The sequence below is a fragment of the Micrococcus sp. CH7 genome (assembly GCF_001595485.1).
Classification (GTDB): domain Bacteria; phylum Actinomycetota; class Actinomycetes; order Actinomycetales; family Micrococcaceae; genus Micrococcus; species Micrococcus luteus.
In genome coordinates, this window is the sequence record NZ_LOSQ01000001.1 from 1 (window position 1) to 26402 (window position 26402).

At 72.4% G+C, this 26402-nt stretch carries 21 protein-coding genes and 1 tRNA gene; 20 read left to right on the forward strand and 2 right to left on the reverse strand.

The window, feature by feature from the left end:
• Positions 1-214 precede the first annotated feature (214 nt).
• The 9 genes from AUV08_RS00005 (at position 215) to glmU (ending at position 11767) form a co-directional block, all read left to right on the forward strand.
• Positions 215-1702, forward strand: a complete 1488-nt coding sequence (locus AUV08_RS00005; RefSeq protein ID WP_060775308.1) for an NAD-dependent succinate-semialdehyde dehydrogenase — start codon at positions 215-217, stop codon at positions 1700-1702.
• Positions 1703-1820: 118 nt separating this feature from the next.
• Positions 1821-2777: a TatD family hydrolase gene (locus AUV08_RS00010; RefSeq protein WP_061867443.1), complete on the forward strand. Its 957-nt coding sequence runs from the start codon at positions 1821-1823 to the stop codon at positions 2775-2777.
• Positions 2778-2801: 24 nt separating this feature from the next.
• Positions 2802-4622, forward strand: coding sequence for an ABC transporter ATP-binding protein (locus AUV08_RS00015; RefSeq protein ID WP_231865112.1), 1821 nt, complete (start codon positions 2802-2804; stop codon positions 4620-4622).
• Positions 4623-4682: 60 nt separating this feature from the next.
• Entirely contained in the window at positions 4683-5606 is a 924-nt protein-coding gene (rsmA, locus tag AUV08_RS00020; protein ID WP_061867441.1) for a 16S rRNA (adenine(1518)-N(6)/adenine(1519)-N(6))-dimethyltransferase RsmA, read from the forward strand.
• Positions 5603-6571, forward strand: a complete 969-nt coding sequence (locus AUV08_RS00025) for a 4-(cytidine 5'-diphospho)-2-C-methyl-D-erythritol kinase (protein WP_061867440.1) — start codon at positions 5603-5605, stop codon at positions 6569-6571. Before rsmA ends, AUV08_RS00025 begins: the two co-directional genes overlap by 4 nt.
• A gap of 65 nt (positions 6572-6636) precedes the next feature.
• Positions 6637-8478: an ABC-F family ATP-binding cassette domain-containing protein gene (locus AUV08_RS00030; protein WP_061867439.1), complete on the forward strand. Its 1842-nt coding sequence runs from the start codon at positions 6637-6639 to the stop codon at positions 8476-8478.
• A gap of 140 nt (positions 8479-8618) precedes the next feature.
• Complete coding sequence (locus AUV08_RS00035; RefSeq protein ID WP_061867438.1) at positions 8619-10112, forward strand: sugar transferase; 1494 nt, start codon at positions 8619-8621, stop codon at positions 10110-10112.
• Between the two features lie 64 nt (positions 10113-10176).
• A tRNA-Gln gene (locus AUV08_RS00040) sits at positions 10177-10248 on the forward strand.
• A 37-nt stretch (positions 10249-10285) separates the two neighbouring features.
• Complete coding sequence (gene glmU / locus AUV08_RS00045) at positions 10286-11767, forward strand: bifunctional UDP-N-acetylglucosamine diphosphorylase/glucosamine-1-phosphate N-acetyltransferase GlmU (RefSeq protein WP_061867437.1); 1482 nt, start codon at positions 10286-10288, stop codon at positions 11765-11767.
• A 37-nt stretch (positions 11768-11804) separates the two neighbouring features.
• Here glmU and AUV08_RS00050 read toward each other — a convergent pair whose 3' ends face one another.
• A complete protein-coding gene (locus AUV08_RS00050; RefSeq protein WP_197463612.1) occupies positions 11805-12653 on the reverse strand; it encodes a DUF3800 domain-containing protein in 849 nt (282 codons plus the stop codon).
• A gap of 305 nt (positions 12654-12958) precedes the next feature.
• Here AUV08_RS00050 and AUV08_RS00055 point away from each other — a divergent pair, with 305 nt between their 5' ends.
• The 3 genes from AUV08_RS00055 (at position 12959) to AUV08_RS00065 (ending at position 15636) form a co-directional block, all read left to right on the forward strand.
• Positions 12959-13939, forward strand: coding sequence for a ribose-phosphate diphosphokinase (locus AUV08_RS00055; protein WP_061867435.1), 981 nt, complete (start codon positions 12959-12961; stop codon positions 13937-13939).
• 2 nt (positions 13940-13941) lie between these two features.
• Positions 13942-14688 (forward strand): signal peptidase I, encoded by a 747-nt coding sequence (gene lepB, locus AUV08_RS00060; protein ID WP_061867434.1) that lies wholly within the window; start codon positions 13942-13944, stop codon positions 14686-14688.
• 72 nt (positions 14689-14760) lie between these two features.
• Complete coding sequence (locus AUV08_RS00065) at positions 14761-15636, forward strand: glycosyltransferase family 25 protein (protein ID WP_061867433.1); 876 nt, start codon at positions 14761-14763, stop codon at positions 15634-15636.
• A gap of 21 nt (positions 15637-15657) precedes the next feature.
• Here AUV08_RS00065 and AUV08_RS00070 read toward each other — a convergent pair whose 3' ends face one another.
• Positions 15658-16782 (reverse strand): PqqD family peptide modification chaperone, encoded by a 1125-nt coding sequence (locus tag AUV08_RS00070; RefSeq protein ID WP_061867432.1) that lies wholly within the window; start codon positions 16780-16782, stop codon positions 15658-15660.
• A 170-nt stretch (positions 16783-16952) separates the two neighbouring features.
• Between AUV08_RS00070 and AUV08_RS00075 the strand changes: the two genes are divergently transcribed.
• From AUV08_RS00075 to AUV08_RS00110, 8 genes are read left to right on the forward strand one after another with little or no spacing between them, the layout of a single operon-like run.
• Positions 16953-17876: a glycosyltransferase family 2 protein gene (locus AUV08_RS00075; protein WP_061867431.1), complete on the forward strand. Its 924-nt coding sequence runs from the start codon at positions 16953-16955 to the stop codon at positions 17874-17876.
• Complete coding sequence (locus AUV08_RS00080) at positions 17873-18934, forward strand: glycosyltransferase (RefSeq protein WP_061867430.1); 1062 nt, start codon at positions 17873-17875, stop codon at positions 18932-18934. The genes AUV08_RS00075 and AUV08_RS00080 overlap by 4 nt, the downstream gene beginning before the upstream one ends.
• On the forward strand, positions 18931-20052 hold the full coding sequence (locus AUV08_RS00085) for a hypothetical protein (protein ID WP_061867429.1): 1122 nt from the start codon (positions 18931-18933) through the stop codon (positions 20050-20052). The genes AUV08_RS00080 and AUV08_RS00085 overlap by 4 nt, the downstream gene beginning before the upstream one ends.
• Positions 20049-20840 (forward strand): cytidylyltransferase domain-containing protein, encoded by a 792-nt coding sequence (locus AUV08_RS00090; RefSeq protein ID WP_061867428.1) that lies wholly within the window; start codon positions 20049-20051, stop codon positions 20838-20840. Before AUV08_RS00085 ends, AUV08_RS00090 begins: the two co-directional genes overlap by 4 nt.
• On the forward strand, positions 20837-23080 hold the full coding sequence (locus tag AUV08_RS00095) for an N-acetylneuraminate synthase family protein (RefSeq protein ID WP_061873021.1): 2244 nt from the start codon (positions 20837-20839) through the stop codon (positions 23078-23080). The genes AUV08_RS00090 and AUV08_RS00095 overlap by 4 nt, the downstream gene beginning before the upstream one ends.
• The gene (locus AUV08_RS00100) at positions 23071-24210 is read left to right on the forward strand and encodes a glycosyltransferase (protein ID WP_231862093.1); all 1140 of its coding nucleotides are present in this window, start codon (positions 23071-23073) and stop codon (positions 24208-24210) included. Before AUV08_RS00095 ends, AUV08_RS00100 begins: the two co-directional genes overlap by 10 nt.
• The gene (locus AUV08_RS00105) at positions 24207-25352 is read left to right on the forward strand and encodes an acyltransferase (protein WP_061867426.1); all 1146 of its coding nucleotides are present in this window, start codon (positions 24207-24209) and stop codon (positions 25350-25352) included. The genes AUV08_RS00100 and AUV08_RS00105 overlap by 4 nt, the downstream gene beginning before the upstream one ends.
• Positions 25349-26386, forward strand: coding sequence for a glycosyltransferase family 4 protein (locus tag AUV08_RS00110; RefSeq protein WP_061867425.1), 1038 nt, complete (start codon positions 25349-25351; stop codon positions 26384-26386). Before AUV08_RS00105 ends, AUV08_RS00110 begins: the two co-directional genes overlap by 4 nt.
• The last annotated feature ends 16 nt before the right edge of the window (positions 26387-26402 follow it).

A 26402-nucleotide genomic window follows, 5' to 3' on the forward strand; every position in this document is an offset into this window, starting at 1 on the left:
TTGAGGAACTTCCATCCTGCGGGAGAGGCCCGCTCGTCTCATCTCAGCCCGTACCCCGTGGCAAGAACCTCATGACCCACAACAGCTAGGATCAGCCGTGGAGCCGCTGCCGACCGCCGCCGGACGGCGTCGGAATACCCGTGGCCGTCCACCCGTTCCCCTGAGGGACGCGGGGCGTGCCGCCTCCGACCACCGACCCCGAAAGAGGTGCATCATGACCGTGACCGCTGAGCGCGAGAAGGCGCTGCTGGAGTCCGTCCCCACCGGCCTGCTGATCGACGGCGAGTGGCGCGATGCCTCCTCCGGCAAGACCTTCGACGTGAAGGACCCGGCCACCGGCAAGGTCATCGCGAGCCTGCAGGACGCGAACTCCGACGACGCCATGGCCGCCTTCGACGCCGCCTGCGCCGCGCAGGCCGACTGGGCCCGCACCCCGGCCAAGGAGCGCGCCGACATCCTGCGCCGCGCCTACGACCTGATCAACGAGCGCGCCGAGGACTTCGCGCTGCTGATGACCCTCGAGATGGGCAAGCCGCTCGCCGAGGCCCGCGGCGAGGTCACGTACGGCAACGGCTTCCTGCGCTGGTTCTCCGAGGAGGCCGGCCGCCACTACGGCCGCACCCTCACCGTGCCCGAGGGCACCCTGCGCATGCAGGTGCACCATCGCCCGGTGGGCCCGTGCCTGCTGATCACCCCGTGGAACTTCCCGCTGGCCATGGCCACCCGCAAGGTGGGCCCCGCCGTCGCCGCCGGCTGCACCATGGTCCTCAAGGCCGCCAAGCTGACCCCGCTGACCACCCAGCTGTTCGCGCAGGTGATGCAGGAGGCCGGCCTGCCCAAGGGCGTGCTCAACGTCGTGGCGGGCTCCTCCGCCTCGTCGATCTCCGGTCCGATCCTGCAGGACCGGCGGCTGCGCAAGGTGTCCTTCACCGGCTCCACGCCGGTCGGTGTGCGCCTCATGAAGGACGCGGCGGACAACGTGCTGCGCACCTCGATGGAGCTCGGCGGCAACGCCCCGCTCATCGTCTTCGAGGACGCTGACCTGGACGCCGCCGTCGAGGGCGCCTTCGCCGCGAAGATGCGCAACATGGGTGAGGCCTGCACCGCCGCCAACCGCTTCCTCGTGCACGAGGACGTGGCCGAGGAGTTCACGCAGAAGTTCGTGGCCAAGCTCGAGGCGCTCAAGCCCCTGCGCGGCACCGACCCGGAGTCCACCCTCGGCCCGATCGTGGACGAGGGCGCGCGCGACGACATCGACCAGCTCGTCCAGGACGCCGTGGCGGCCGGCGGCGAGGTGCTCACCGGCGGCCACAAGATCGAGGGCGACGGCTACTTCTACGCGCCGACCGCGATCAAGGTGGAGAAGGGCAACCCGATCCTCCAGCAGGAGATCTTCGGCCCGGTGGCCCCGATCGTGACCTTCTCCTCCGAGGAGGAGGCCATCGAGATGGCCAACGACACCGAGTACGGCCTCGCCTCCTACGTGTTCACGAAGGATCAGGCCCGGATGTACCGCGTGGCCGAGAGCATCGAGTTCGGCCTCATGGGCTACAACGTGGGCGTCATCTCCAACCCGGCCGCGCCGTTCGGCGGCGTGAAGCAGTCGGGCCTGGGCCGCGAGGGCGGCGCCGAGGGCATCGAGGAGTACACCTCGGTGCAGTACATCGGCATCGCCGACCCGTGGGCGGCCGCAAAGGCCTGACCCTCGCGTCGAGCCGTGTCCTCCGGGGGCGGTGTCGGGTGGTGTTCGTCTCGGACGCCACCGGCACCGCCCCCGGGGCGTATCAAGGGCCCGGGCCCGGCTCCCTAGAGTGGGGTGCATGGCCCACACATCCGAGACCCCCCTCGCCTACCGCGCCCCCGCCCAGCAGCCGGACGACGACGGCGGCGGCCCGCGCCGGGACGCCCGCGAGGAGAAGTCGGGCCGCAAGCGTCGTCTCGAGTACCCGCCCGCACCCGAGCCGCTGCCGGTGCCCGTCGTGGACAACCACACGCACCTCGACTTCCGCGACGGCCTGGTCCGCGTGGACGTCCACCAGGCGATGGACGCGGCGGAGGCCGTGGGCGTGACCGGCGCGGTCCAGGTGGGCTGCGACGTCGCCTCGGCCCGGTTCACGATCGCGGCGATCGAGGCCGAGCCCCGCCTGCTCGGCGCCGTGGCGCTGCACCCCAACGACGCGGCCCGCCTGGCCGAGCGCGGCGAGTTCGAGGAGGCGTTCGCGCAGATCGCGGAGCTCGCCCGCCACCCCCGCGTGCGCGCGGTGGGAGAGACGGGCCTCGACTACTTCCGGACGCAGGACGAGGCCGGCCACGCGGCGCAGCAGGAGTCCTTCCGCCGGCACATCCGACTCGCCCGCGAACTCGGCACGGCCCTGCAGATCCACGACCGGGACGCGCACGACGACGTCGTCCGGATCCTGCTCGAGGAGGCGGCCGACGGCGGGCTGCCCCCGCACGTGGTGTTCCACTGCTTCTCCGGCGGCCCCGATCTGGCCCGCACGTGCGCCGAGCACGGCTGGCACATGTCCTTCGCCGGCCCCGTCACCTTCAAGGCCAACGACGAGCTGCGCGAGGCGCTGCGGATCGCCCCGGCCGAGCTGCTGCTCGTGGAGACGGACGCGCCCTTCCTCACGCCGCATCCGCATCGGGGCCGCCCCAACGCGCCCTACCTGGTCCCGGTCACACTGCGGGGCATGGCGGAGACGCGCGGAGACGACGTGGCGGCCCTCGCCCGCGCGGTGAGCGAGAACACCGCCCGGGTGTACGGGGCGTTCTAAGCCGATCCAGACCCGGCCCCTAGGATGAGCGACGTGCTGACCCGACTCCTCAAAGCCCGGCTGCCCGAGGGAACGCAGTACCTGGTGGACCGCCCCATGCGGATCCGCCTCGTGTTCGTGGTCCTCGGGTCCGTCCTCGTGGCCGGCCTCGAGATGGTGGCGCTCGCCTCGATCATCCCGCTGGTCAGCCTGCTGACCTCGGGTGAGCTGGGCTCCCCGGTGATCGAAGGGCTGCTGGCCCGGTTCGGGGCCGTGACGGTGCCGGAGCAGACGGTGGCCTTCGCCGTCGTGATCGTGGTGGCCTTCCTGCTCAAGGCGATCCTGGTGCTCGCGTTCCGCTGGTGGACCATGGGGTTCACCAACCAGAACCTCATCCGCACGTCCGCCACGCTGCTGCGCTATTACCTCCGGGCCGACTACGGCCTGCACCTGACGCGCACCGTGGGCACCCTGGTCAACAACGTCACCGGCACCTCCAGCATGGCCTACACGGGCGTGGTGAACGCGTCCGTCACGTTCCTCACGGAGGCCGTGACGCTCGTCGCGGTGGCGGTCGTGGTGGGCGTCTCCATGCCTCTGACGGGGCTCGGGATGGCCCTGTACTTCCTCGCCGTCGCCTGGGTGATCAAGATGGTGATCCGCCGCCCGGCCTCGCGTCTGGGCTGGACCCTGGTGACCACGGGGGAGCGGGCCAACACGGCGGCGCTGCAGGGCCTGGAGAACTACAAGGACGTGAAGATCCGCGGCAACGACTCGGCCTTCATGGAGGAGTACCGGGCCGCCCGCGCGGAGAGCGCGGAAGCCACGCGGCTCAAGATGATCCTCACGATGATGCCGCGCTACGTGCTCGAGGTCGCCTTCGTGGCCGCCATCGCGGCGCTCGTGGCCGTGGCCTTCATCCAGGGCCGCGGCGGGGAGGCGTTCGGCTCGCTCGCCCTGCTCGCGATGGCCGGCTTCCGCGTGCTGCCGTCCATGGCCGCGCTCATGGCCACCACCAACGAGATCCGCACCTCCTGGCCGGCCTTCGAGCGCACGACGGCGGAACTCGCCGCCGCGCAGCCGGTCCTGCACGCGGCGGACCGGCCCTACGAGCGCATCACGTTCGAGGAGTCCATCGAGGTGCGGGACGCGTCCTTCACCTACCCCGGCAAGGCCGAACCGGTCCTGCGCGACATCGACCTGCGCATCCCCTTCGGCTCCTCGTACGCCTTCGTGGGCGGCAGCGGTGCCGGCAAGACCACCCTGGTGGACCTGGTCATCGGCTTCCACCACGCCCAGTGCGGTGGGGTCTACGTGGACGGGGTGGAGCTCGAGGCCAACCCGCGGGGCTGGTGGGACAACGTGGCGTTCGTCCCGCAGTCCGTCACCGTGGTCAACGGGACGGTGCTGCACAACGTGCTCCTGGACGTCGAGGCCGCCGGGACGGCGGACCGGGCCGAGGTGGAGCGCGTGCTGCGCGAAGCCCAGCTGGGGCAGTGGCTGGACGAGCTCCCCGACGGCCTGGACACCGTGATCGGCGAAGGGGCCGTGGGCGTCTCCGGCGGCCAGCGCCAGCGCCTGGGCATCGCGCGCGCGCTCTTCCGGCGGCCCCGCCTCCTCGTGCTCGACGAGGCGACGTCGGCCCTCGACAACCTCACGGAACGCCGGGTCACCGAGGTGATCGAGTCGCTGCGCGGACGGATCACGGTCATCGTGGTCGCCCACCGTCTCTCCACGGTCAAGCGCTGCGATCAGATCGTGCTGATGGACCAGGGGCGGATCATCGGCCAGGGCACGTTCGCCGGGCTGCAGGAGACGAGCCCCGAGTTCCGCGAGCTCGTCCGGCTCGGTGACCTCTCCACCTGAGCGGAGCCCGCGCCGCTGCGTCCAGGCTACCCCGTCCGGCGCCCCGATAGACTCGCGGGCATGGTCCAGCCCTCCCCGCACCCCGCCCCCGCCCCGCTGCTGAGCGCCGCGGACGTGCGGCGCATCGCCGCCGAGCTGGACCTGCGTCCCACCAAGCAGTGGGGCCAGAACTTCGTGATCGACCCGAACACGATCCGACGCATCGTGCAGGCCGCGGACGTGGCCGCGGACGAGCACGTGCTGGAGATCGGCCCCGGGCTGGGCTCGCTCACCCTCGGCCTGCTGGACGCGGCCGCCGCCGTCACCGCCGTCGAGATCGACCCGGTCACCGCCGCCCGCCTGCCGCTCACCGCCGCCGAGTTCCGCCCCGGGGCCGAGGACGCCCTCGCCGTGCTGCACGCGGACGCCATGACGCTGAGCGAGCAGGCCCTGGCTGAGGTCCGGCCCGCCGCCGCCGCCGGCGGCCCCACCGCGCTCGTGGCGAACCTGCCCTACAACGTGGCCGTGCCCGTGCTGCTGCACGCGCTCGCGGTCCTGCCGGGGCTGCGGCACGGCCTGGTGATGGTGCAGGAGGAGGTCGCGGACCGTCTCGCGGCCGGGCCCGGCTCCAAGGTCTACGGCGTGCCGTCCGCCAAGGCGGCGTGGTACGCGGACGTGCGCAAGGCGGGCACCATCGGCACCCAGGTGTTCTGGCCGGCTCCGCGCATCCACTCCGGGCTGGTCGCCTTCACCCGGCGCGAGCCGCCGGCGGGCAGCACGTCCCGCCGGGAGGTCTTCGCCGTGGTGGACGCCGCCTTCGCCCAGCGCCGCAAGACCCTGCGCGCCGCGCTCGCCTCCTGGGCGGGGTCGCCGCAGGCGGCGGAGGACGCCCTGGTGGCCGCCGGCGTGGACCCGCGCGCCCGCGGTGAGGCCCTGGACATCGCGGCCTTCGCGCGGATCGCCGAGCACGGCCCGCGGCGTGCGGCGGAGGAGGTGGGCGCATGACGACGGAGGGCCTCGGCCTCGACCCCACGGCCCGGCACGTCACGGTCAGCGCCCCCGGCAAGGTGAACCTGTCCCTGCGGGTGGGACCACCCGGCGCGGACGGCTACCACCCCGTGGCCACCGTGTACCTGGCCGTCAGCCTGCGGGAGACCGTCACGGCGATCACGCGCACGGACGGGAGGATCACCGTCGGCCCGTCGGGCCGCCACATCAGTCTGGTGGACACCCAGGACGTGCCCTGGGACGAGCGCAACCTCGCGCACCGCGCCGCCGCGCACCTGCGGCGCACCCTCGGGCTCGATCCTGACACCCACGGCGTCCACCTCGAGGTCGCCAAGCAGGTCCCGGTCGCGGGCGGCATGGGCGGCGGCTCCGCCGACGCGGCCGCCGCGCTGCTCGCGTGCAGCGCCCTGTGGGAGACCGGGCACACCCGCGCCGAGCTCGCCGAGCTGGCCGCCCCGCTGGGCGCGGACGTGCCCTTCAGCGTGCTGGGCGGCGCCGCCGTCGGGCTCGGGACCGGGGCGGAGTTGACCCCCGTCGCGGCTCGCACCCCGGTGCACCTCGTCCTCGTCCCGGCGGACGCCGGGCTGTCCACCCCCGTGGTGTTCCAGACCCTGGACGAGCTGCGCCGGGAGGGCCACCTGCCCGACGGGCCGACGCGCCCGGAGGTGAACGAGGCCGTCCTGCGGGCCCTCACCGCGGCCGACCCGCTCGAACTCGCCACCGCCATGGACAACGACCTGCAGACCCCGGCCGTCGTCCTGTTCCCCGAGCTCTCGGACGTCCTCGACCTCGGTATGGACGAGGGCGCGCTGCGCGGCATGGTCTCCGGCTCCGGCCCCACCCTGCTCTTCGTGGCCCAGGACGAGGCCTCCGCGCTGCGGCTGGCCTCGGCCATCGAGGAGCGCACGGGCGTGCGCGCCCTCCCCGTCCACGGCCCCGTGCCCGGCGCCCACGTGCTCTGACACCCGGCGGCGCACCCCGCCGCACCCGACCACCCCTCCTCCGTCCGGAAAGGACCACCTCCTCCATGGCCCACCTGCTCGGCGCCGAGAACATCGGCATCGCCTTCGGCACCCGCACCGTCCTCGAGGGCCTCTCCCTCGGCGTGGATGAGGGGGACCGGATCGGACTCGTGGGCCGCAACGGCGATGGCAAGTCCACGCTCATGCGCATCCTCGCCGGCCTCCAGGAACCCGACACGGGCCGCGTCACCCGCCGCGGCGGCGTCCGCGTGGGCGTGCTGGACCAGCAGGACCGGCTCGACCCGGAGCACACCGTGCGTCAGGCCGTGGTCGGGGACGTGGACGACCACGTGTGGGCCTCGGACCCCAAGGTCCGGGACGTCCTGGGCGGACTCCTCGACGGCTTCGACCTCGAGCAGTCCGTGCGGGGCCTCTCCGGCGGCCAGCGCCGTCGCGTGGCCCTGGCCCGTCTGCTCGCCGGGGACGACGACGTCCTCTTCCTCGACGAGCCCACCAACCACCTGGACGTCGAGGGCGTCGCGTGGCTCGCCCGCCACCTGACGCAGCGCTGGCGCCCCACCGACGGCGGCCTCGTGGTGGTCACCCACGACCGGTGGTTCCTCGACGAGGTCTGCACGCGCACGTGGGAGGTGCACGACGCCACGGTGGACCCGTTCGACGGCGGCTACGCGGCGTGGGTGCTCGCGCGAGCGGAGCGCTCCCGGCAGGCGGCGGTGACGGAGCAGAAGCGTCAACAGCTCGTGAAGAAGGAGCTCGCCTGGCTGCGCCGTGGCGCCCCGGCGCGCACGTCCAAGCCGAAGTTCCGCATCGAGGCGGCCAACGCCATCATCGAGGACGTCCCGGCCCCGCGTGACTCGGTGTCCCTGGCGAAGATGGCCACGGCCCGGCTCGGGAAGGACGTCCTCGACCTCGAGCACGTGAGCCTGACGCTGGGGGAGAAGCCGATCCTCGACGACGTCACCCTGCGCCTGGCGCCCGGCGAGCGGCTCGGCGTGGTCGGCGTCAACGGTGCGGGCAAGTCGACCCTGCTGCGCCTGCTCGACGGCGGGATCGTCCCGGACTCCGGGCGCGTGAAGCGCGGCAAGACGGTGGTCTCGGCCACCCTCACCCAGGACGTGAAGGAGCTCGACGACGTCGCCCACCTGCGCGTCGCCGAAGTCATGGCCCGCGAAGGCTCGTCCTTCCAGGTCGGTGACCGCGAGATGTCCTCCGGCCAGCTGCTCGAGATGCTCGGCTTCGGCACCTCCCGGCAGTGGACTCAGGTCTCCGAGCTCTCGGGCGGCGAGCGCCGGCGCCTGCAGCTGCTGCGCCTGCTCGTGGGCGAGCCCAACGTCCTCATGCTCGACGAGCCGACCAACGACCTGGACACGGACACCCTGGCCGCCGTCGAGGACGTGCTGGACGGGTGGCCGGGGACCCTCGTGGTGGTCTCCCATGACCGTTACCTGCTCGAGCGCGTCACCGACCACCAGGTCGCCCTGCTCGGGGACGGCAAGGTCCGCGGCCTGCCCGGCGGGGTGGACCAGTACCTCGAGCTGCGCGCCGCGATGGACGAGGCCGGCGGCCCGGCCCGGGGAGCCGGCGCGGCCCGAGGCCGCAACGACGTCGTCGGGACGTGCGCGGGCATGGGCGGGCCGGAGGAGGACACCGGACCCACCGAGGCGGAGCGTCGGCTGGCCCGCAAGGAGATGGCCCGGCTCGAGAAGCAGATGACCCGGCTCCGGGACCGCAGGTCCGGCCTCGAGGCGCGGATGGCCGAGCTGGGGCAGGCGCAGGACTTCGACGCCCTCACCGCGGCCTCCGCCGACCTGAAGGACCTCGACGCGCAGCTGGACGTCCTGGAGGAGGAGTGGCTGCAGGCCGCTGAACTCGCCGAAGGGGACTGACCGGCGGGCGCGCACAGGAGAGTGTGGCAGGTGGCACAGCTGAAGGCTGTTTCCGGCCTACAATCGGGGGCCGGGGCACAGCACCATGCCCGACCCACATGACGTGGACCGTCCCCCGCGTCAGGACGGAGGAGCAGAGCGTGATCGGGAGTCCCGGTGATGAGTCGACCGCGCTCCGCATGGGCTCGACCGCCCGCGGCCGTGTCCTGGGCCGGCCTTGGGAGCGGGGCCTCCCGCTGCTCGTCCTCATCGTGGACCTCGTCGCGGTGCTGCTCGCCACCTTCGTCTCGGCCCAGCTCCGCTTCGGCGCCTCGCGAAGCATCACCCTCCCCGGCGCCGAACTCATCGACTACGGCACCATCAGCCTCACGCTGAGCGCGGCGTGGGTGCTCGCGCTGAGCATCCAGGGGTCGCGGGACATCCGGATCCTGGGGGCGGGCAGCGAGGAGTACAAGCGGGTCCTGCAGGGCACTCTCTATCTCTTCGGCACCTTCGCGATCCTCGCCTATGCGGCAGGTCTCGACGTGGCGCGCGGCTACGTGGGCCTGGCTCTGCCGCTGGGTGTCCTCCTGCTCCTGCTGGGCCGGTTCCTCGTGCGCGGGTGGGTGGCGCGGCAGCGACACCGCGGCAGGTTCCGGCGGCGGCTCCTGCTCGTCGGCGGCCCGAAGGCCGTCCGGCACATCTTCCAGACCCTCGACTCCGAGGCCGGCGCCGGCTACGCCCCCGTGGCGGCGGCTCTCGTCGGATACAAGGCCCGGCGGGAGGACTACCTCCCGATACCGGTCTCCACGGACCTGGACACCGTGGAGGACGTGGTCGCCCTCGTGGAGGAGCGCGACGTCGAAGCCGTGGTGATCACCTCGGGCCACCCGTTCGTCCCCGGAGACGTCCGCCGACTGGGCTGGGAGCTGCAGGAGCGCGGCGTCTCCCTGATCATGGCGCCCGCCCTCGTGGACGTCGCCGGACCCCGCCTCCACACGCAGCCCCTCGCGGGTCTGCCGCTCATCCACCTCTCCACCCCGCGCCTCTCCGAGGGCAAGGCGTTCGTCAAGCGGGCGTTCGACGTCGTCGCGTCGGGTCTGGGCCTGATTGCCATCTCGCCGCTGCTGATCGCCGTCGCGATCGCGGTCAAGGCCACGGACGGCGGGCCGGTGCTGTTCCGGCAGGAGCGCATCGGTCTCGGCGGCAGGCCGTTCACCATGCTCAAGTTCCGCTCCATGGTGGTGGACGCCGAGGAGATCCGGCAGCGGCTCGTCTCGGACGGCGGGGATGCGGACGTGCTGTTCAAGATGAAGGACGACCCGCGCATCACGAAGGTCGGCAAGCTCATCCGCCGCACCAGCATCGACGAGCTGCCCCAGCTCGTGAACGTGCTGCGGGGGGACATGTCCCTCGTGGGCCCGCGGCCCCACCTGCCGCACGAGGTCGAGGCCTACGAGCAGTACGTGCACCGCCGCTTCCTGGTGCAGCCCGGCATCACGGGCCTCTGGCAGGTCTCCGGCCGGTCCGACCTCCCGTGGGAGGAGGCGGTCCGCCTGGACCTCTACTACGTGGAGAACTGGTCCATCCTGGGCGACCTCGTGATCCTGGGGCGGACCGTCAAGGCCGTGGTCGCCGCCGACGGTGCCTATTGACCCTGGATACGCGCGACCTGTGTGGAAGAATGGGCCGTCGTCGCCGCCCCCTGGGGCTCGGCGCTCCGCCCTGGTGTAATGGCAGCACGCCGGCCTTTGGAGCCGTGCGGTCTAGGTTCGAATCCTAGGGGCGGAACACCCGTCCTCTGACCCCCACCGGTGCAGGAGCCCCCATGTCCCAGCCGTCCGCCCGTCCCTCCGCCGTGATCGTCCTGGCCGCGGGCCAGGGCACCCGCATGAAGTCGACGACGCCGAAGATCATGCATGCGATCGGGGGGCGCTCCCTCGTGGGCCACGCGCTCGCGGCGGCGTGGTCGCTCGCGCCGGAGCACCTCGTGGCCGTGGTCCGACACGAGCGGGCCCGCGTGGCCGAGCACCTCGAGACGGTGGCGGCCCAGCTGGGCATCGACGCGCTGGCGATCGCCGACCAGGACGACGTGCCGGGCACCGGCCGCGCCGTCGAGCTGGGCCTGGCCGCCCTGCCCGCGGACCTCGAGGGCACCGTCGTGGTGACCTACGGTGACGTCCCGCTGCTGACCCCGGAGACCCTCGCCCGGCTCGTCGCGGACCACGAATCGGACGGCAACGCCGTCACCGTGCTCACCGCCACCCTCGAGGACGCCACGGGCTACGGCCGCATCGTCCGCGACGCCGAGGGCCTCGTGGAGCGGATCATGGAGCACAAGGACGCCCTCGCCCACGCCGAGTCCACGGGGGACGACTCCTTCGTGGCGATCCGCGAGGTCAACTCCGGCATCTACGCCTTCGACGCCGCCCTGCTGCGCCGCACCCTGCCGGAGATCTCCACGGACAACGTGCAGGGTGAGAAGTACCTCACGGACGTGCTCGGCCTGGCCCGCGCCGAGGGTGGCCGCGTCGCCTCGGTGGGCACGGACGACGTGTGGGAGGTCGAGGGCGCCAACGACCGGCGGCAGCTCTCCGACCTGGGCCGCCAGCTCAACGACCGCGTGCTGCGCGGCTGGATGAAGGAGGGCGTCACGGTCGTCGACCCGTCCTCCACGTGGGTGGACGTCACCGTCTCCCTCGCCTCGGATGTCACGCTCAAGCCCGGCACCCAGCTGCATGGGGCGACGTCGGTGGCCACGGGCGCCGTCGTCGGCCCGGACTCCACGCTCACGGACACGCAGGTGGGGGAGGGCGCCGTGGTGAAGCGCGCCGACGCCACGGAGGCCGTGATCGGCGCGGGCGCGACCGTCGGCCCGTTCACCTACCTGCGCCCGGGCACGGTGCTGGGGGAGGACGGCAAGATCGGCGCGTTCTACGAGACCAAGAACGTGACCGTGGGCCGCGGTGCCAAGCTCTCCCACCTGGGCTACGCCGGGGACGCCGAGATCGGCGAGTACACCAACATCGGCTGCGGCAACATCACCGCCAACTACGACGGCGTCGCCAAGCACCGCACCGTGATCGGCGCGCACGTGCGCACCGGCTCGAACACGGTGTTCACGGCCCCGGTCTCGGTGGGCGACGGCGCCTACACCGGTGCCGGCGCGGTGGTCCGCGACGACGTCCCGGCCGGCGCCCTGGCGCTGAACGCCGTGGCGCAGCGCACCATCGAGGGCTGGGTGCCCGCCAAGCGCCCCGGCAGCACGTCCGCGCAGGCCGCTGAGGCGGCCGGGGCGGCCGACGCCTGAAACGCCCGCCCCGGGCGACGGACATCACCCGGCAGGCTCATGCCCGACCGCCCTGGAAGAAGTGGTGGGTAGGCTGCTGCGCCAGCCGATCTTCCACGTGGACGCCGCCCACGCGTCGGCCGTCGGGCCCGATGTACCGATACTCCAGTGCCTGGAGACGTGGGCCGAAGGTCTCGCGCAACGCGTCGTAGTGTTCTGCGCCGGCCAGATGCCGAGACCACGTCAATGTGGGGCAATACACTGAGCATGCGATGGGAAAGACCAGCGCGCTGGCCACGATGTCCACGATCTGAAGCGGGACGTGGGTGTCACTGTGCCCGAAAACCGGCGCCTCGAGCAGGTGCGGATAGGCGTCTCCGCCCGTGCGGAAGCGCTGGGTCGTGATGGAGTGGACGTTGCCTTCGTTCTTCACTTTGGTCCGTGAGTCCAGGATCAGCAGCCCAGGTTCATTCGCGGCCTGGAGTCCCGCCTCGAGCGTTGTAGCGAGGTACTGGACGGCCTTCGCATAGACCGCCCGGTCTTGGACTGCGAGCTCCGGCTCCTTGATCACGATCTTCCCTGACAGTACGCAGTTGTTGTCCTCGAGGAGCCGAAGCGTCTTGTCGAGGATGCCCAGGGAGCGGCGGCGCCCGTTCCGGTTCTGCGTACGGATGTCCTTGCGGAGGGTCGCCCCTTTGAGTTCGTGACGGACGAGGTCACTCAAGGCGACGTGTCGAAGCGCCGGCTCGAATTCCTTCTTCAGCTGACGGAAGCCCCAGGTCAGATCCTTTGCGGACGGCTGTGGGACGGTCATCCCGACCAGTACGAACGCGGGCGGAGCGTCGGGTATGGCGGGCCCATAGGCTGCTGCATCGCCCGCTTCGTCGACAAAACACATGTGCACCATGTCGTACATACAACTACGGCCACTCGAGGGTGGCCGTAGGACTCGCAGTGCCTGTGCACGACTACTGCGTCATTGACGCGTCTCCAGTCTGGCAGGAAGGAAGCCGGTTGACAACCTGGAAGTGGAATTCTGTGTCGGGGGTGGTGATGGCCAGCCCTCTTCGGCGGCCCTGCCTGCCCGACACGCAGGGCTGATCCCTCGCGCCCTAGGATGGGTGCGAGGACCGGGCCGCCCCGGGCGGCCGACACCGACGCCGGACGCCGTCGGCCCTGGAACGCGAGACCACGAAGGATGATGAGGACGTCATGACGGAGCTGAGCCGCAGCGAAGACAAGCGACTGGTGCTGGCCACGGGCCGCGCCCACCCCGAGCTCGCGCAGGAGATCGCCGAGGAGCTGGGCACCGAGCTGCTCCCCATGAGCGCCTACGACTTCGCCAACGGCGAGATCTACGTGCGCTCGGGCGAGTCGGTGCGCGGCAAGGACGTGTTCATCATCCAGTCGCACCCGGCGCCGCTGAACAACCACCTCATGGAGCAGCTGATCATGGTGGACTCCATGAAGCGCGCCTCCGCCCGCCGCATCACGGTGGTCTCGCCGTTCTACCCGTACGCCCGCCAGGACAAGAAGGGCCGCGGCCGCGAGCCGATCTCGGCCCGTCTCGTGGCGGACCTGTACAAGACCGCCGGCGCCTCCCGCGTGATGAGCGTGGACCTGCACACCGCCCAGATCCAGGGCTTCTTCGACGGCCCGGTGGACCACCTGTTCGCCATCCCGCTGCTGGCGGACCACATCCGCTCCAGTGTGGCGGGCGAGGAGGTCACGGTCGTCTCCCCGGACACCGGTCGCGTGCGCGTGGCGGAGCAGTGGGCGGACCGCCTGGGCGGCGTGCCGCTGGGCTTCGTGCACAAGAGCCGGGACCTCACCGTTCCGAACAAGGCCGAGTCCAAGACCGTGGTCGGGGACGTCGAGGGCCGCGTCTGCGTGCTGATCGACGACATGATCGACACCGGCGGCACCATCGCCGGCGCCGTGCAGATCCTCAAGGACGCCGGCGCCAAGGACGTCATCATCGCCGCCACGCACGCGGTGTTCTCGGACCCGGCCGCCCAGCGTCTCGGCGAGTGCGGCGCCCGTGAGGTCGTGGTGACCAACACCCTGCCCATCCCGGAGGAGAAGCGCTTCGAGACCCTCACGGTGCTCTCGATCGCCCCGCTGATCGCCCGCGCGATCCGCGAGGTCTTCGAGGACGGCTCGGTCACCAGCCTCTTCGACGGCGTCGCCTGACCATGGCCGAGCGCGTCGAGCCGGCCCACGGGGAAGACGGCGGCGCGGTGGCCGCGCCGCAGCCTCACCGTCCGCGCCTGCCGTTCTGGGCCTCCCTGCTGCTGAACGTGGTGGTGGCCCTCGCGGTCGTCGCCGTGGTGCAGGCCCTGTGGGTGAAGGTGTACTCGGTGCCGTCCGGCTCGATGGAGAACACCCTCGAGGTGGGGGACCGCATGCTGGTCAACCGCACCGCCTACCCGGACGGGATGGCCGACTCTCAGGACGTGGTGGTCTTCACGGCGAACGAGGACTGGGCGACCCCCACGTCGTCGGAGGGGGCCGTGGAGAACGCCGTCCGCACGTTCGGCGACCTCACCGGCATCGGCCGCTCGCACGAGCAGGCGCTGGTCAAGCGCGTGGTCGGCACCGCGGGGCAGACCGTGGAGTGTTGCACCGCCGAGGGCGCCGTCACGGTGGACGGGGAGCCCCTGGACGAGCCGTACATCCACAACGACCTGCCGTTCCTCCGGGACGAGCTGGACTGCGAGTCCGAGGTGATGTCCGCGCGCTGCTTCGGCCCGGTCACCGTGCCGGAGGACTCGATGCTCGTGCTCGGCGACCACCGCTCGAACTCGGCCGACTCCGTGATCGCGTGCCGCGGCATCCCCGCCGACCAGGCCGGGGACTGCGCCCGCTTCGTCACCCGCGAGGACATCGTGGGCGAGGTCTTCGTGACCGTCTGGCCGCCCACGCACTGGGGCGGGCACTGAGATACATCGTGGTGGCGGCGTCGGGTCGGCGCATACGCAACGGCTAGGAGAAGGGAAAGGGGTGAGCGATCAGTGGCAGTCAAGCCGCGCTCTCCGAGGTCCCGCATCATCCGTCGTGTCGTCATCGCCTTGCCGGACAGCACGCGCCTGTCCGGGTTCCGAGCCCAGCCGGGGGGCGAGGACTTTGAGGTGTTCGACGCCATCGACAATCGTTCGGGTTCGGTGACAGAGCGTTTCGATGTGGAGCGGTTCCGGGACTTTTTCCAGCGTGAACCGCGTCCCGGTGAGATCGGCTGCACCCTAAGCCACATGGGGGTCATGCGAAGTTTTGCCGAGGAGACCGGAGCTGACCGTGATCTGTTGCTTGTCGCGGAAGACGACGCGCGGTTTGCCGAGGATGCGGAAGCGGTGGTGCGAAGAATCGCACCATATGTTTCCACGACGTCCCTCGTCATCCTGGCTGATCCCTACGGGCCGGGCGGGCGGCGCGATCGATCTGTCGCGAGCCAGTCCGAGCACTTCGTTCAACTCTCGCTCCTTGCGCGCAGACTTCGGCACCCATCCCGCCTTGGTGTCGTGACCTTCGGTCGCTGGGGCGCTGGTTTGACCGGCACGGGGTACTACATGGTCACCCGGGCAACAGCGCGTCTCATCACACGGGCGCTCGACGAGGACTTCGGGGGGAGGCCGTGGTGGGTAGCCGACTACCACGGGTTCTATCGGGACGAACTGGGCATCGATGTCCTTGCCGTGCGCCCGAATCTCGCTGGCTGGGAGGGGGAGTCGTCCATCCAGGACGACGACCACGTGGGATGGCGCGCTGTGAATGACAGGGAAGCCTCACACGTCGGCTTGGGTGTCTTCCTGAAGGAGTGGCGCTACCGGGCGCTCCGTAAGGCACAGTCGACGAAATTTGATCTCCTCTGGCGCCTGCGGAAGACCCCATAGGGAGCGAACGCCCGTGCCGGCTCAGCCGGTCGTGGCCAGCTGCGCGGTGATCAGGGCGTCCATCGCCTCCCGCACCCGGGCCTCGGCGTCCTCGGGCACGGGTCCTTCGGTGCGGAGGCAGGCCACCACGTCGGCGGCCGTCCGCGGCTCGTCCAGCAGGAGCCAGACGGACGGGCCCAGACCTTCGAGCACGACCAGGCGGTCCGAGGCGAGCAGGACCAGGCGGCCGTGGTCGGTCAGGATGCCGTCGTCGACGGCGCAGCGGGACACCGCGCCCGGGGTTGCCACTCCGACGGAGGCCGAGAGCTCTTCCTCGGTGAGTGCCTCCCAGGCGGGGGTGACGGGCGTGGGCGGGGCCGCCAGCAGGCCGTCGACGACGCCCCGCAGGTCATCGGCTTCGGCGTAGACGAGGCGTTGGGCGCCGCCGACCGCGTCGAGCGCACGGCAGAGCGTCACGAGGCCGCGGGGGAGCAGGGAGAGGGAGGAGGTCTGGGGGACGAGCGCCGCGAGCGCGGCCACGAGTTCTATGGCCTCCGCTCGCGGCGTCACCGGGCCTGCCGGATCCCGCACGCGGTCCAGCACGGCGATCCGGGCCAGCCGGGCGTCGGGGAGGGTCGGACCGAGACCGAGGTCGTCCGGGCCTCGCTGGGTCTTCGGGCGCACCCCTCGTGACCCCAGCAGGGACAGCGGTTTGGGGTAGGGCGTGACGGTCAGGCCGTCTGGTGCGATGATCGCCGTCTCGTCGGTGAGGTAGGCGAAATGGGGTCCCAGCCGGCGCGTGGCCGTCGTCTTGCCCGTCCCGGACGCCGCCACCAGGACGATCGCCGCCCCGGTGTCCGGTGCGGCGAGGCACGCCGCGTGGAACATCAGGTGGGTGCCGCGCGCGGATTCGATCGCCCGTGAGGTCGCCAGGAACACCAGGTCCTCGTGCCACTGGAGCCACGGACGCGCGGCGCCGGCGTCGCGGTGCGCATCCGCGTCGGCGGGCGACTCCACGGCCTCCACACCGCATCGGGCCCAGGACTCGATCACCTCCGCCCGCTCGTCTCCCGTGAGGCCGCTGACCGTCATAGCATCGAGTCCGGCGCCGATGCGCAACGCGGTCGTCTCGCGCATGGCTTCGTCCTCCCCCTGGGTGCCGGGCATGGCTCACCCTTTCCCTCCCGTGGCCGTCCGGTCAGTGTACTGAGAGCCGTGCGGGCGGCCATGGCGCCGCCCCGCCGGACGGCACGGGCCCTCGCCAGACGCTCTCTATACTCGTCGCAGGTTCTCGGGCGCTGGGTGCGCCCTCCATCTGAGCCGAGGGAGGAGCCCGCATGGCAGCGCAGCCGACCACGGCGGCCGTCACCGTGGTGATCCCGCACTACGGCGATCCGGCCCCCACCCTCGCCCTCGTCGACCGCCTGCTGGCCGATCCCGGGGACGCGCTGGCCGCCGTCGTGGTCTCGGACGACGCCTCGCCCACCCCGTACCCCGAGGCGCACGATCCGCGTCTGACCGTGGTGCGCCGCGAGCGCAACGGCGGCTTCGGGGCGAACGTGAACGCCGGCCTGGCCGCGGTCACCACCGAGCTGGCCCTGGTCCTCAACTCGGACGCCGAGATCACGGGGGCGCAGATCGACGCGCTGGTGGCCGCTGCCGCTCCGTATCAGCCGGCCGTGGTCAGCCCGCAGGTCGTCAACGAGGACGGCACGCCGCAGTGGTCCGGCCGGCACTTCCCCACGGTCCTGCACCAGACCGTCGAGTGGCTGACTCCGCTGGCCCGCTTCCGTCACCTGGACGTGCTTCACGAGGCCGTGGGGCACGACGTCGCGGCGGCCCGGTCCGCCTCGCCCGTGGCGGTCGACTGGGTGATGGGCGCCGTGCTGCTCCTGCCGATGGCGCAGGTCCGCGCCGTCGGCGGGTTCGACGAGGAGTACTTCATGAACTCCGAGGAGGTCGACCTGCAGCGCCGCCTGCGCGAGCGCGGCGTGCCGTCGATCGTGGTCCCGGCCGTCCGTGTGCCGCACGGGCTGCACGGCTCCTCGGATCCGCTGCGCCGACGTGGCTGGCTGGTGGACTCCCGGTACCGCTACGCCCGGAAGTTCGGTCACCCCCGGGTCCTCAAGGCCGCGCTCACCGCGGCGACGGGGGCGAACTTCGCCGTGAACGCGCTCCGGCAGGCCCGGGGTGTGGACGTGGACGCCCGCGCCGTGCTCCGGGACGAGCACGCGCTGGTCTGGAAGGGACAGCGCCGATGAGCGCCACCGGCTACACCGTGCCGGCCCCGCCCGACGCGCGGGGCGGCCGCTCACCGGAACGGCTGTTCCTCGTCTCGCCGGCGTTCCACGGCTATCACCGCTCCATCGCAGCGGCGTGGGCGGCCCAGGGTTTCGACGTCACGGTGCACTGCTACGACGCCTACGCCACGCTCGGGATGAAGCTGCGGAACAAGGGGCTGCTCGAGCTGCCGCAGAAGGCGGGCGTGGACCGCACGGCCGCGCGGGTCGCCTGGGACACGGGGCGGGCCGTGGCCGCGCTGCGCGAGGCCCGGCCGGACCGCGTGCTCGTCATCAAGGGGGACTCGCTGGGCGAGGACTTCTGGTCCGAGATCCTCGATGCGGGCCTGCCCCGCATGCTCTGGCTGTACGACGACCTCGCGCGGCACGACTACTCGATCGAGTTCCTGCGCTCCGTCGGGCCGGTGCTCAGCTACGCCCGCTCCGAGGCCGAGCTGCTGGCCGGCGAGGGCGTGGACGCCCACTACATGCCCAACGGCTTCGACCCGGCGATGGCACTGCCCCAGGTGCCGCGGCGTGACGAACTGGTCTTCGTGGGCTCGCGCTACCCGAACCGCGTGGAGCTGCTCACCCGCCTGGCCGCGGCCGGGGTGCCGGTGCGCGCCTACGGGCGTCAGTGGAGCCACCACCCGGTGGACCGCCTGCGCACGTGGGAGCTGACCCGGCCGGACCTGCCGGCCGAACGGGACATCCCCCTCGAGGAGGCGTACGCCGTGCAGGCGGCCGCCGCGGGCGCCATCAACATCCACGGCCTGCAGGCCGGCCACGCGATGCGGACCTTCGAGGTGCCCGGCATGGGCGGACTCCAGCTCGTCGATCGGGCCGACGTGGCCGAGTTCTACGTCCCGGACGAGGAGGTGCTCGTCTTCGAGGATGCGGACCACCTCATCGAGCTGGGCCGCCGGATCGTCGCGGACCCCGCCTGGGGAGCGCGTATCCGGGAGGCCGGCCGCCGTCGGTCGCACGCGGAGCACACGTTCGCGCACCGGGCGGCCATGGCCCAGGGGTGGTGGGCATGACCGATGCGCCCCTCTTCTGGCGCTCCGAGGACCTGCCGCGCTGGCACGCGTGGCAGCGCGCCCAGTGGCCGCTGACCCGGCGGGCCGCGGACACCGCACGCTCGACCGTGCGCGGCGTGGCCGGCGCCCTGGCACGCCGCCGGTCCACCGGCGACGGCGCCCCCCGCCTGTTCCTGCCGCCGGGGGACGTGCACACCCTCGTCGCCCTCGAGTCCTTCGGCCCGACGCAGCTGGCCGCGCTGGCCTCGCCCGTGGCCGCCCTGGCGACCGCGCGGCCGGAGGCCGCCACCGGGGTCGGCTGGGTGCTGCCCGCCGGAGACGCACCCGCCCTGCCCGGGGCCGCGGGCCACCGGGAGCACGCCGCCACCGCCGACGTCGTGACGGATCGCCTGTCCGGGCTCCGCCGCGTCCTGGTGGCGGGGGAGTACCTGCCCTCGGGCCGCGCCGCCGTGCGCTGGGCCCGGCAGCGGGGGGCGCGGGTCGGCGTCGTCCAGCACGGGCTGCTGGCCGTGTCCACGCCGCCCGTCCCGCAGGACGCCACCCTGTACGCCTTCACGAGCACCGACGCGCACTGGTGGACCCAGGGCCGCGCCGATGTGGAGTCCGTCCCCGTGGGCTCGGCGCTGCTGGAGCAGGCCCGCCGGACCGCGCCCGCGCTCTCGGGTGCCGGGGACGACGGTCCCGGGGTGTTCCTCGGCCAGCTGCACGGCGCCGAGCTGCCCCGCCGGGACTTCGCCGCGGCCGCCGAACAGTACGTGCGGGCCACCGGCGCCGCCTACCGCCCCCACCCGGCCGAGCGGGACCGCCTCTCCCGCGGCCAGCACGCGGCCTGGCGCAGGGCCGGTGTGCGGATCGACGACGCCGGGGCGCCCCTCGTCGCCACGCGCGGGCCCGTGGCCGCCGTCTTCTCCACCGGGATCCTCGAGGCCGCGCAGGCCGGCAGACCCGCGTGGGCCGTCCACCCGGACCCGCCCGCCTGGCTCGAGGGGTTCTGGCGGCGCTACGGCATGACCCGGTGGCGGCCCGGCCGCACCCCGGAGCCCACCTCGCCCCTGGCCTCGCCGACCGCGGACCCCGCGGCCGCGATCGCCGAGCACGTCTGGAAGGAGTCCGCGTGAGCATCCTGTGCGTCATCCCCGTGCGCGGCGGGTCCCGGGGGCTGCCCGGCAAGAACATCCGCCTCCTGGGCGGCCACCCGCTCGTGGCCTGGACCATCCAGGCCGCCCTCGAGGCGGAGGAGGACCTGCACGTGGTGGTCTCCACGGACTCGGCCGAGATCGCCGAGGTCGCCCTCCGCTACGGCGCGGACGTGCCGGGCCTGCGTCCGGCCCACCTGGCCCAGGACTCGACCCCCACCGAGCCCGTGATCGAGCACGTGCTCGCGGCCGAGCGCGCGGCCGGCGTCGAACCCGAGGGCGTGATGCTGCTCCAGGCCACGAGCCCGCTGCGCTTGCCCGGCACCCTGGACCGCGCCGTGCGGCAGTTCCGGGACACGGGGGTGGACTCGCTGGTCGGCGTCGTCCCGGTGTCCCCGTTCCTGTGGCGCCACGCCGAGGACCCCGACGGGGAGCCGATCTCGGACTTCGACGTCACGGCGCGCAAGCGCCGGCAGGACATGTCGCGCGCCGACCTGCGGTTCCGCGAGAACGGGTCCCTCTACGTGACGCGCCCCTGGGTCTATGACCGGCTGCACAACCGGCTCGGCGGCCGGATCGGCCTGCTGGAGCTCGACGACCTCGAGGGCGTGGACATCGACACCGAGCTGGACTTCGCCCTGGCCGAGCAGCAGATGGACCAGTACCTGGCGGTCCACAAGGTGCTCCGGCACCGCTCCGACCTCGGTGCCCCGCGCACCGCCGAGACCCCCACCACCGGCCCGAACCGCACCCCCGGAGGCGCGCAGTGATCATCGAACGCAGGCTCACCCCCTACCTCGTCTTCCCCGAGGACTCGCTCCTGGCCGCCCTGCAGAAGATGACCGACAACCGCGAGCGCACCGTGTTCGTGGTGGACTCCCACGGCTTCCTCGTCGGCTCCCTGACGGACGGGGATGTGCGCCGCTGGCTCGTGGCGCATCCGGAGGCGTCGCTGGATGTGGCCGCGGCCGACGTCGCCCATCGCGACCCGGCGACGGCGCCCCTGGGCGCCTCCCCGGCCGAGATGCGCGAGGCCCTGCCCGCCGGGGCGCTGCACCTGCCGCTCCTGGACGAGCGCGGCCGCCTGACAGCCCTGGCGATCAACCGGGAGGCGGAGCTGCGGATCGGCGGGCACCGGATCGGGGAGGGCCACCCGGCGTTCCTGATCGCGGAGATCGGCAACAACCACCAGGGCGATGTGGACCTGGCCCGCCGTCTCGTGGACCTGGCCGTCGAGGCGGGCGCGGATGCCGTGAAGTTCCAGCTGCGGGACATGGACGCCCTGTACCGGCAGTCCGGTGCGGCCACCGCCGGTGAGGACCTGGGGGCCCAGCGCACCCTGGACGAGCTGGCCAAGTTCTCGCTCTCCGCCGAGGACATGGTGCGGGTGTTCGACCACGTCCGGGACGCCGGCGTCGCCCTGATGTGCACCCCGTGGGACGCCCCGTCCATGCGGGTGCTGCGCGAGTACCCGGTGGACGGCGTGAAGATCGCCTCGGCGGACCTGACGAACCACGGTCTGCTCCGGGACGCGGCCGCCTCCGGCCTGCCGATGGTGCTCTCCACCGGCATGTCCCGGGAGGAGGAGATCCGCGAGTCGGTGGCCCTCGTGCGCTCCTCCGGCGTCCCCTTCGCGATGCTGCACGCCCAGTCCACGTACCCCGCCCCCTACAAGGACGTGAACCTGGCCTACCTGGACCGGCTCGCGGAGATCGCGCAGACGCCGGTGGGCTACTCGGGCCACGAGCGCGGCTTCCACGTGGCCCTGGCCGCGGTGGCCCGCGGGGCCTCGATCATCGAGAAGCACTTCACCGTGGACCGCGGGCTCGAGGGCAACGACCACAAGGTCTCCCTGCTGCCGGAGGAGTTCGCGCAGATGGTCCGGCAGACCCGGGACATCGAGGAGTCGATCGGCGTCGGGACCGAGCGCGTGGTCTCCACGGGCGAGGCGATGAACCGCATCAACCTGGCCAAGTCCCTGGTGGCGGCCCGTCCGCTGCGGGCCGGCGCCACGATCACCGCCGACGACGTGACCGTGAAGTCCCCGGGCCGCGGCCTGCAGCCCAACGAGCTGCCGCGCCTGGTCGGCCGCACGCTGCACCGCGAGATGGCCGAGGGCGACTTCTTCTTCGCCGGCGACCTCACGGACACGGTGCCCACCGGTCGCCAGTTCCAGTTCCGGCGCCCCTGGGGTCTGCCGGTGCGCTATCACGACGTCGAGGCGCTGACGAAGGACTGCACCCCGGACTTCCTGGAGTTTCACTTCTCCTACAAGGACCTCGAGATCGACATCGACTCGGTGTTCCGCGAGCCCATGCCGATGGGCTTCACCACCCACCTGCCGGACATCTTCTCCGGCGACTTCCTCGTGGATCTGGCCAGCGACGACGACGCCGTATGGGAGCGCTCGATCGCCGAGGTGCAGCGCACGATCGACATCACCCGGGACCTGAAGCGCTGGTTCCCGAACGAGGAGGAGCCCATCATGGTCATCACCATGGGCGGGTTCACCCTGGACCGGCACATCCGCCCGGAGGAGCGGCTGCCGAAGTACGAGCGCATCGCCGAGGCCGTGCAGCGCCTGGACACCTCCGGCATCCGGATCGCCGCGCAGACGCTGCCGCCGTTCCCGTGGCTGATGGGCGGTCAGCAGTACCACAACCTCTTCATGGACCCGGACGACACCGTGGCGTTCGTGGAGGCCACGGGGGTGCCGCTGTGCCTGGACATCTCCCACTCCAAGCTCTCGGCCACGTTCCTGGGGATCCCCTTCTCGGAGATGGTGGAGAAGCTGGCCCCGCACACCATCCACCTGCACCTCGTGGACGCCACCGGTGTGGACGGGGAGGGACCGCAGATCGGCGAGGGCGACGTCGACTGGCCCGTGCTGTGCGAGCAGCTGGACCGCCTGGCCCCCGGGGTGAGCTTCATCCCGGAGATCTGGCAGGGCCACATCAACAACGGCGAGGGCTTCTGGACGGCCCTGGACCGCCTGGAGCAGTGGCTGTGATCCCCGAGGCCGCGACGACCACCCCGGCCCCGCTGACGCTCTGGGTGGTGCCCGTCGCCGACCTCGGCGGCGTGGCCCGGCACGTCCTCGACGTCGCGCGCGTGGGCCTGCCCGGTCTGCGTCTGGCGGTGCTCTGCCCCGAGGGGCCGCTCGCCGAGCGCCTGCGCGAGCAGGGCGCGGCGGTGTTCACCGGGGCCGTCGGGCCCGACGCCGGTCTGGCCGCCTCGGTGCGCACGCTCCGGACGGCGGTGCGCACCCTGCGCCCGGCCGCGGTCCACACGCACCTGGCCTACGCCGACCTTGCGGCCTTCACCGCATTGGGCGCGGAGCGGGCCGTGCGGCGGCCCGGTGCTCCGGCGCTGCTCAGCACCGAGCACGGGATCGCCCCGGACGATGGGCTGTACAACCGCGCCGCGGCGGCCCGGGTGAAGAACGCCGCGCACCGCGCCCGGCTGCGCGGCACGGACCTCGTGATCGCGGTGGCGCAGTCCACCGCGGACGTGCTCCGCCGCAAATGGGGTGCGGGGGCGCCTCTCACCGTGGTGCGCAACGGCGTGGACGTGCCCGCGGTGCGCGCCGCGGCCGCGGGGCGGCGGCGCGCACCGGGGGAAGGGCTGCGGATCCTCTCCCTGTCCCGGCTGGCCCCCGAGAAGAACCTCGACCGGCTGATCGCCGCACTGCCCGCCCTGCTGGAGCGCGACCCCGGGGCGCGGTTGACGTTGGCCGGCACCGGGCCGCTCGCGGCGGCGCTGCGTGCGCAGGCCGAGGACCTCGGTGTCGCGGATGCGGTCGACCTGCCCGGCTTCGTGGAGCCGTGGGAGACCATGGCCGAGCACGACGTGCTGGTGCAGCTCTCCGCGTGGGAGAACCTCAGCTACACCCTGCTCGACGCCGCGGCCGCCGGCCTGCCCGCCGTCGCCACGGACGTGGGCGGCAACGGGGAGATCCTGCCCCCCGAGCGCCTGGTCCGCGAGACCACGCCGGCGGCCATCGCCGACGCCGTCGTGCGTGCCGCCGCCGACGGCCCGGGTGAGGTGCGCGTGGACGACGTGAAGACCATGGCCCGGGCGACCGCCGAGGCGACCCTCGAGGTGCTCGGGCGCCGGGTGGGGAAGGCGGGTACCCGATGACCGCGGCGAGCCCGAACGAGCCGGGGGCGGCCTCGGTGGTTCCGGCCGAGAAGCGAGTGCCGGGGCCCCGGTTCCGGGAGCTGGACGGCCTTCGGGGGATCGCGGCGCTGGCCGTGGTGTTCTCGCACTACACAGGTGCCCACAATTCGCACTATCCGCAGGATCCCGCCGCGTTCCACGACGCGGCCTGGGGTGCGGCGGGCGTGCAGCTGTTCTTCATCATCTCCGGGTTCGTCATCTTCATGTCCGCCCGGCGGGCCGACCGGCCGAGCGACTTCGCCATCTCCCGGGCCGCCCGGCTCTATCCGCCGTACTGGATCTCCCTGGTGTTCGCCGTGGTGCTGCTCCTGCTGCACCCGGTGCCCGGCTTCCCCTTCACGTGGGGCCAGGCCCTCGTCAACCTGACGATGGTCCAGCGGTGGGTCGGCGTGGACAACGTGGTGGACGTCTACTGGACGCTCGCGGTGGAGATGCAGTTCTACGTGATCATCCTGGTCCTCCTGTATCTCACACGCTGCCGCCTTTCGGACCGCGTGGTGCTGTGGGGGAGCCTCGCGTGGTCGGTGATCTCGTGGGCCGTTGTGTTGTTCACCGCGCCGCACGTGGGCTCGGACCCTCAGCGGGACCCCATGTGGGTGAAACTCCTCAACAACGCCACCGTGGCCGAGTACGCCCCGTTGTTCGTGCTGGGGATGGCTTTGTACATCGCGCGGCAGACGGGGCGGCACCGCGGCTGGGTCGCGGCGGCCGCGGGGTCCGCGGTGGGCAGCACGTTCGTCATGCGGGGGATGCCCTTGGCCCTCGAGGTCCTCGTGGTGGTGCTCCTCGCAGTCACGGTGATGTTGCGGAAGAGGACGTCCGTGCTGCTCCTGGCCCCTGTCCAGTGGTATGGGAAGATCAGCTACTCCCTCTACATCCTCCACGCCATCCCCGGATACATCATCATCCACGCGATCTGGCCGTACGCGGGCCGGAACATGGCCATGCTCGTGGCCTTGGCCGTGGTCTCCGTGCTCGCCTGGGCCCTGCAGAAGTACGGTGAGGAGCACCTCGGCCGCGCGGCCAAGCGGGGGCTGACCCGCGTCCGCTCCGTCGTGGACGCGCGGACCGGACATCCCCGATCCCTGGAGCCGGCCCGATGACCGGACGCATCTGGATCCTGGCGAACCAGGGCGAGGTGGGCGGCGGCGAGGTCATGCTCCACCACCTCGCCACGGCCTTGCGCGAGCTCGGGCGAGACGTGGGCGTCGCGGCCCCGGCGCACCCGGCCGAGACCGCCGATCGCCTCGCCGCGGACGGCTTCGACGTGGCCCGCATGGGTGGGACCGGACGCCTGGGGTACATGCGGGCTCTCCGGGCCTGGGACCGTGGCCGAGGCGGGGACGACATCGCGTGGTGCAACGGGCTGCTGCCGGCGACGGCGCTGGCCGGACGGCCGCGCCGGATCGTGCACCTGCACCAGGTGCCCGAGAAGCCGGTTTTGCGCGTGTTCTCCGTCCTGGCGCGTCCCGGCGCGCTCGTGGTCCTCGTGCCGTCCCGGTTCGCGGCGGACCGCATCCGCGGGGCCCGCGTGCTCCACAACTGGGTTCCGGCCCCGACGGCGCCGCAGGCAGGGCGGGCCCGCGGTGCCGATGAGCCGGTGACCGTGGGATTCCTCGGCCGGCTGTCCGAGGACAAGGGCATCGTCACCCTGCTGGAGGCCGCCGCGCTGCTGCGGAAGACCGACCCGGGTGCTTTCGTGTTCCGCGTCGCGGGGGAGAGCCGGTTCGTGGCGGATGACGAAGCCGAGCGGCTCGCCACCGCCCTGAAGGCGGCGGGTGAGGACGTCCAGGTGCTCGGCTGGCAGGACACCGCCGAGTTCCTGTCCTCCGTGGACGTGCTGGCCGTGCCGTCGCAGTGTGCCGAGGTCTTCGGCCTCGTGGCGGCCGAGGCGATGGCCGCGGGCGTTCCGGTGGTGGCTTCCGATGCGGGGGCCGTTCCCGAGGTGGTCGGCAGCGAACACCCCTTCGTTGTTCCGCAGCGGGACGCTGCCGCGCTCGCGAATTGCTTGCGGGCGGTACGAGCGATCGATCTGGGGACGGTGGCCCATTCCCAGCGGCACCGCTGGGAGTCGCTGTTCTCACCTGAGGCCGGCCGCGCCGCCGTTGCCGAGCTCCTGGATGACCTGTCCCTATGACCCCCGCGGAGGACTC

What these genes read in the sequence shown, in the direction of transcription:
- AUV08_RS00070 (WP_061867432.1), bottom strand. Translation starts at nt 16,782, where the DNA reads ATGCCCGGCACCCAGGGGGAGGACGAAGCCATGCGCGAGACGACCGCG.
- AUV08_RS00025 (WP_061867440.1), top strand. Translation starts at nt 5,603, where the DNA reads ATGACGACGGAGGGCCTCGGCCTCGACCCCACGGCCCGGCACGTCACG.
- rsmA (WP_061867441.1), top strand. Translation starts at nt 4,683, where the DNA reads ATGGTCCAGCCCTCCCCGCACCCCGCCCCCGCCCCGCTGCTGAGCGCC.
- AUV08_RS00055 (WP_061867435.1), top strand. Translation starts at nt 12,959, where the DNA reads ATGACGGAGCTGAGCCGCAGCGAAGACAAGCGACTGGTGCTGGCCACG.
- glmU (WP_061867437.1), top strand. Translation starts at nt 10,286, where the DNA reads ATGTCCCAGCCGTCCGCCCGTCCCTCCGCCGTGATCGTCCTGGCCGCG.
- AUV08_RS00075 (WP_061867431.1), top strand. Translation starts at nt 16,953, where the DNA reads ATGGCAGCGCAGCCGACCACGGCGGCCGTCACCGTGGTGATCCCGCAC.
- AUV08_RS00050 (WP_197463612.1), bottom strand. Translation starts at nt 12,653, where the DNA reads ATGGTGCACATGTGTTTTGTCGACGAAGCGGGCGATGCAGCAGCCTAT.
- AUV08_RS00005 (WP_060775308.1), top strand. Translation starts at nt 215, where the DNA reads ATGACCGTGACCGCTGAGCGCGAGAAGGCGCTGCTGGAGTCCGTCCCC.
- AUV08_RS00030 (WP_061867439.1), top strand. Translation starts at nt 6,637, where the DNA reads ATGGCCCACCTGCTCGGCGCCGAGAACATCGGCATCGCCTTCGGCACC.
- AUV08_RS00080 (WP_061867430.1), top strand. Translation starts at nt 17,873, where the DNA reads ATGAGCGCCACCGGCTACACCGTGCCGGCCCCGCCCGACGCGCGGGGC.
- AUV08_RS00015 (WP_231865112.1), top strand. Translation starts at nt 2,802, where the DNA reads ATGAGCGACGTGCTGACCCGACTCCTCAAAGCCCGGCTGCCCGAGGGA.
- AUV08_RS00010 (WP_061867443.1), top strand. Translation starts at nt 1,821, where the DNA reads ATGGCCCACACATCCGAGACCCCCCTCGCCTACCGCGCCCCCGCCCAG.
- AUV08_RS00110 (WP_061867425.1), top strand. Translation starts at nt 25,349, where the DNA reads ATGACCGGACGCATCTGGATCCTGGCGAACCAGGGCGAGGTGGGCGGC.
- AUV08_RS00105 (WP_061867426.1), top strand. Translation starts at nt 24,207, where the DNA reads ATGACCGCGGCGAGCCCGAACGAGCCGGGGGCGGCCTCGGTGGTTCCG.
- lepB (WP_061867434.1), top strand. Translation starts at nt 13,942, where the DNA reads ATGGCCGAGCGCGTCGAGCCGGCCCACGGGGAAGACGGCGGCGCGGTG.
- AUV08_RS00085 (WP_061867429.1), top strand. Translation starts at nt 18,931, where the DNA reads ATGACCGATGCGCCCCTCTTCTGGCGCTCCGAGGACCTGCCGCGCTGG.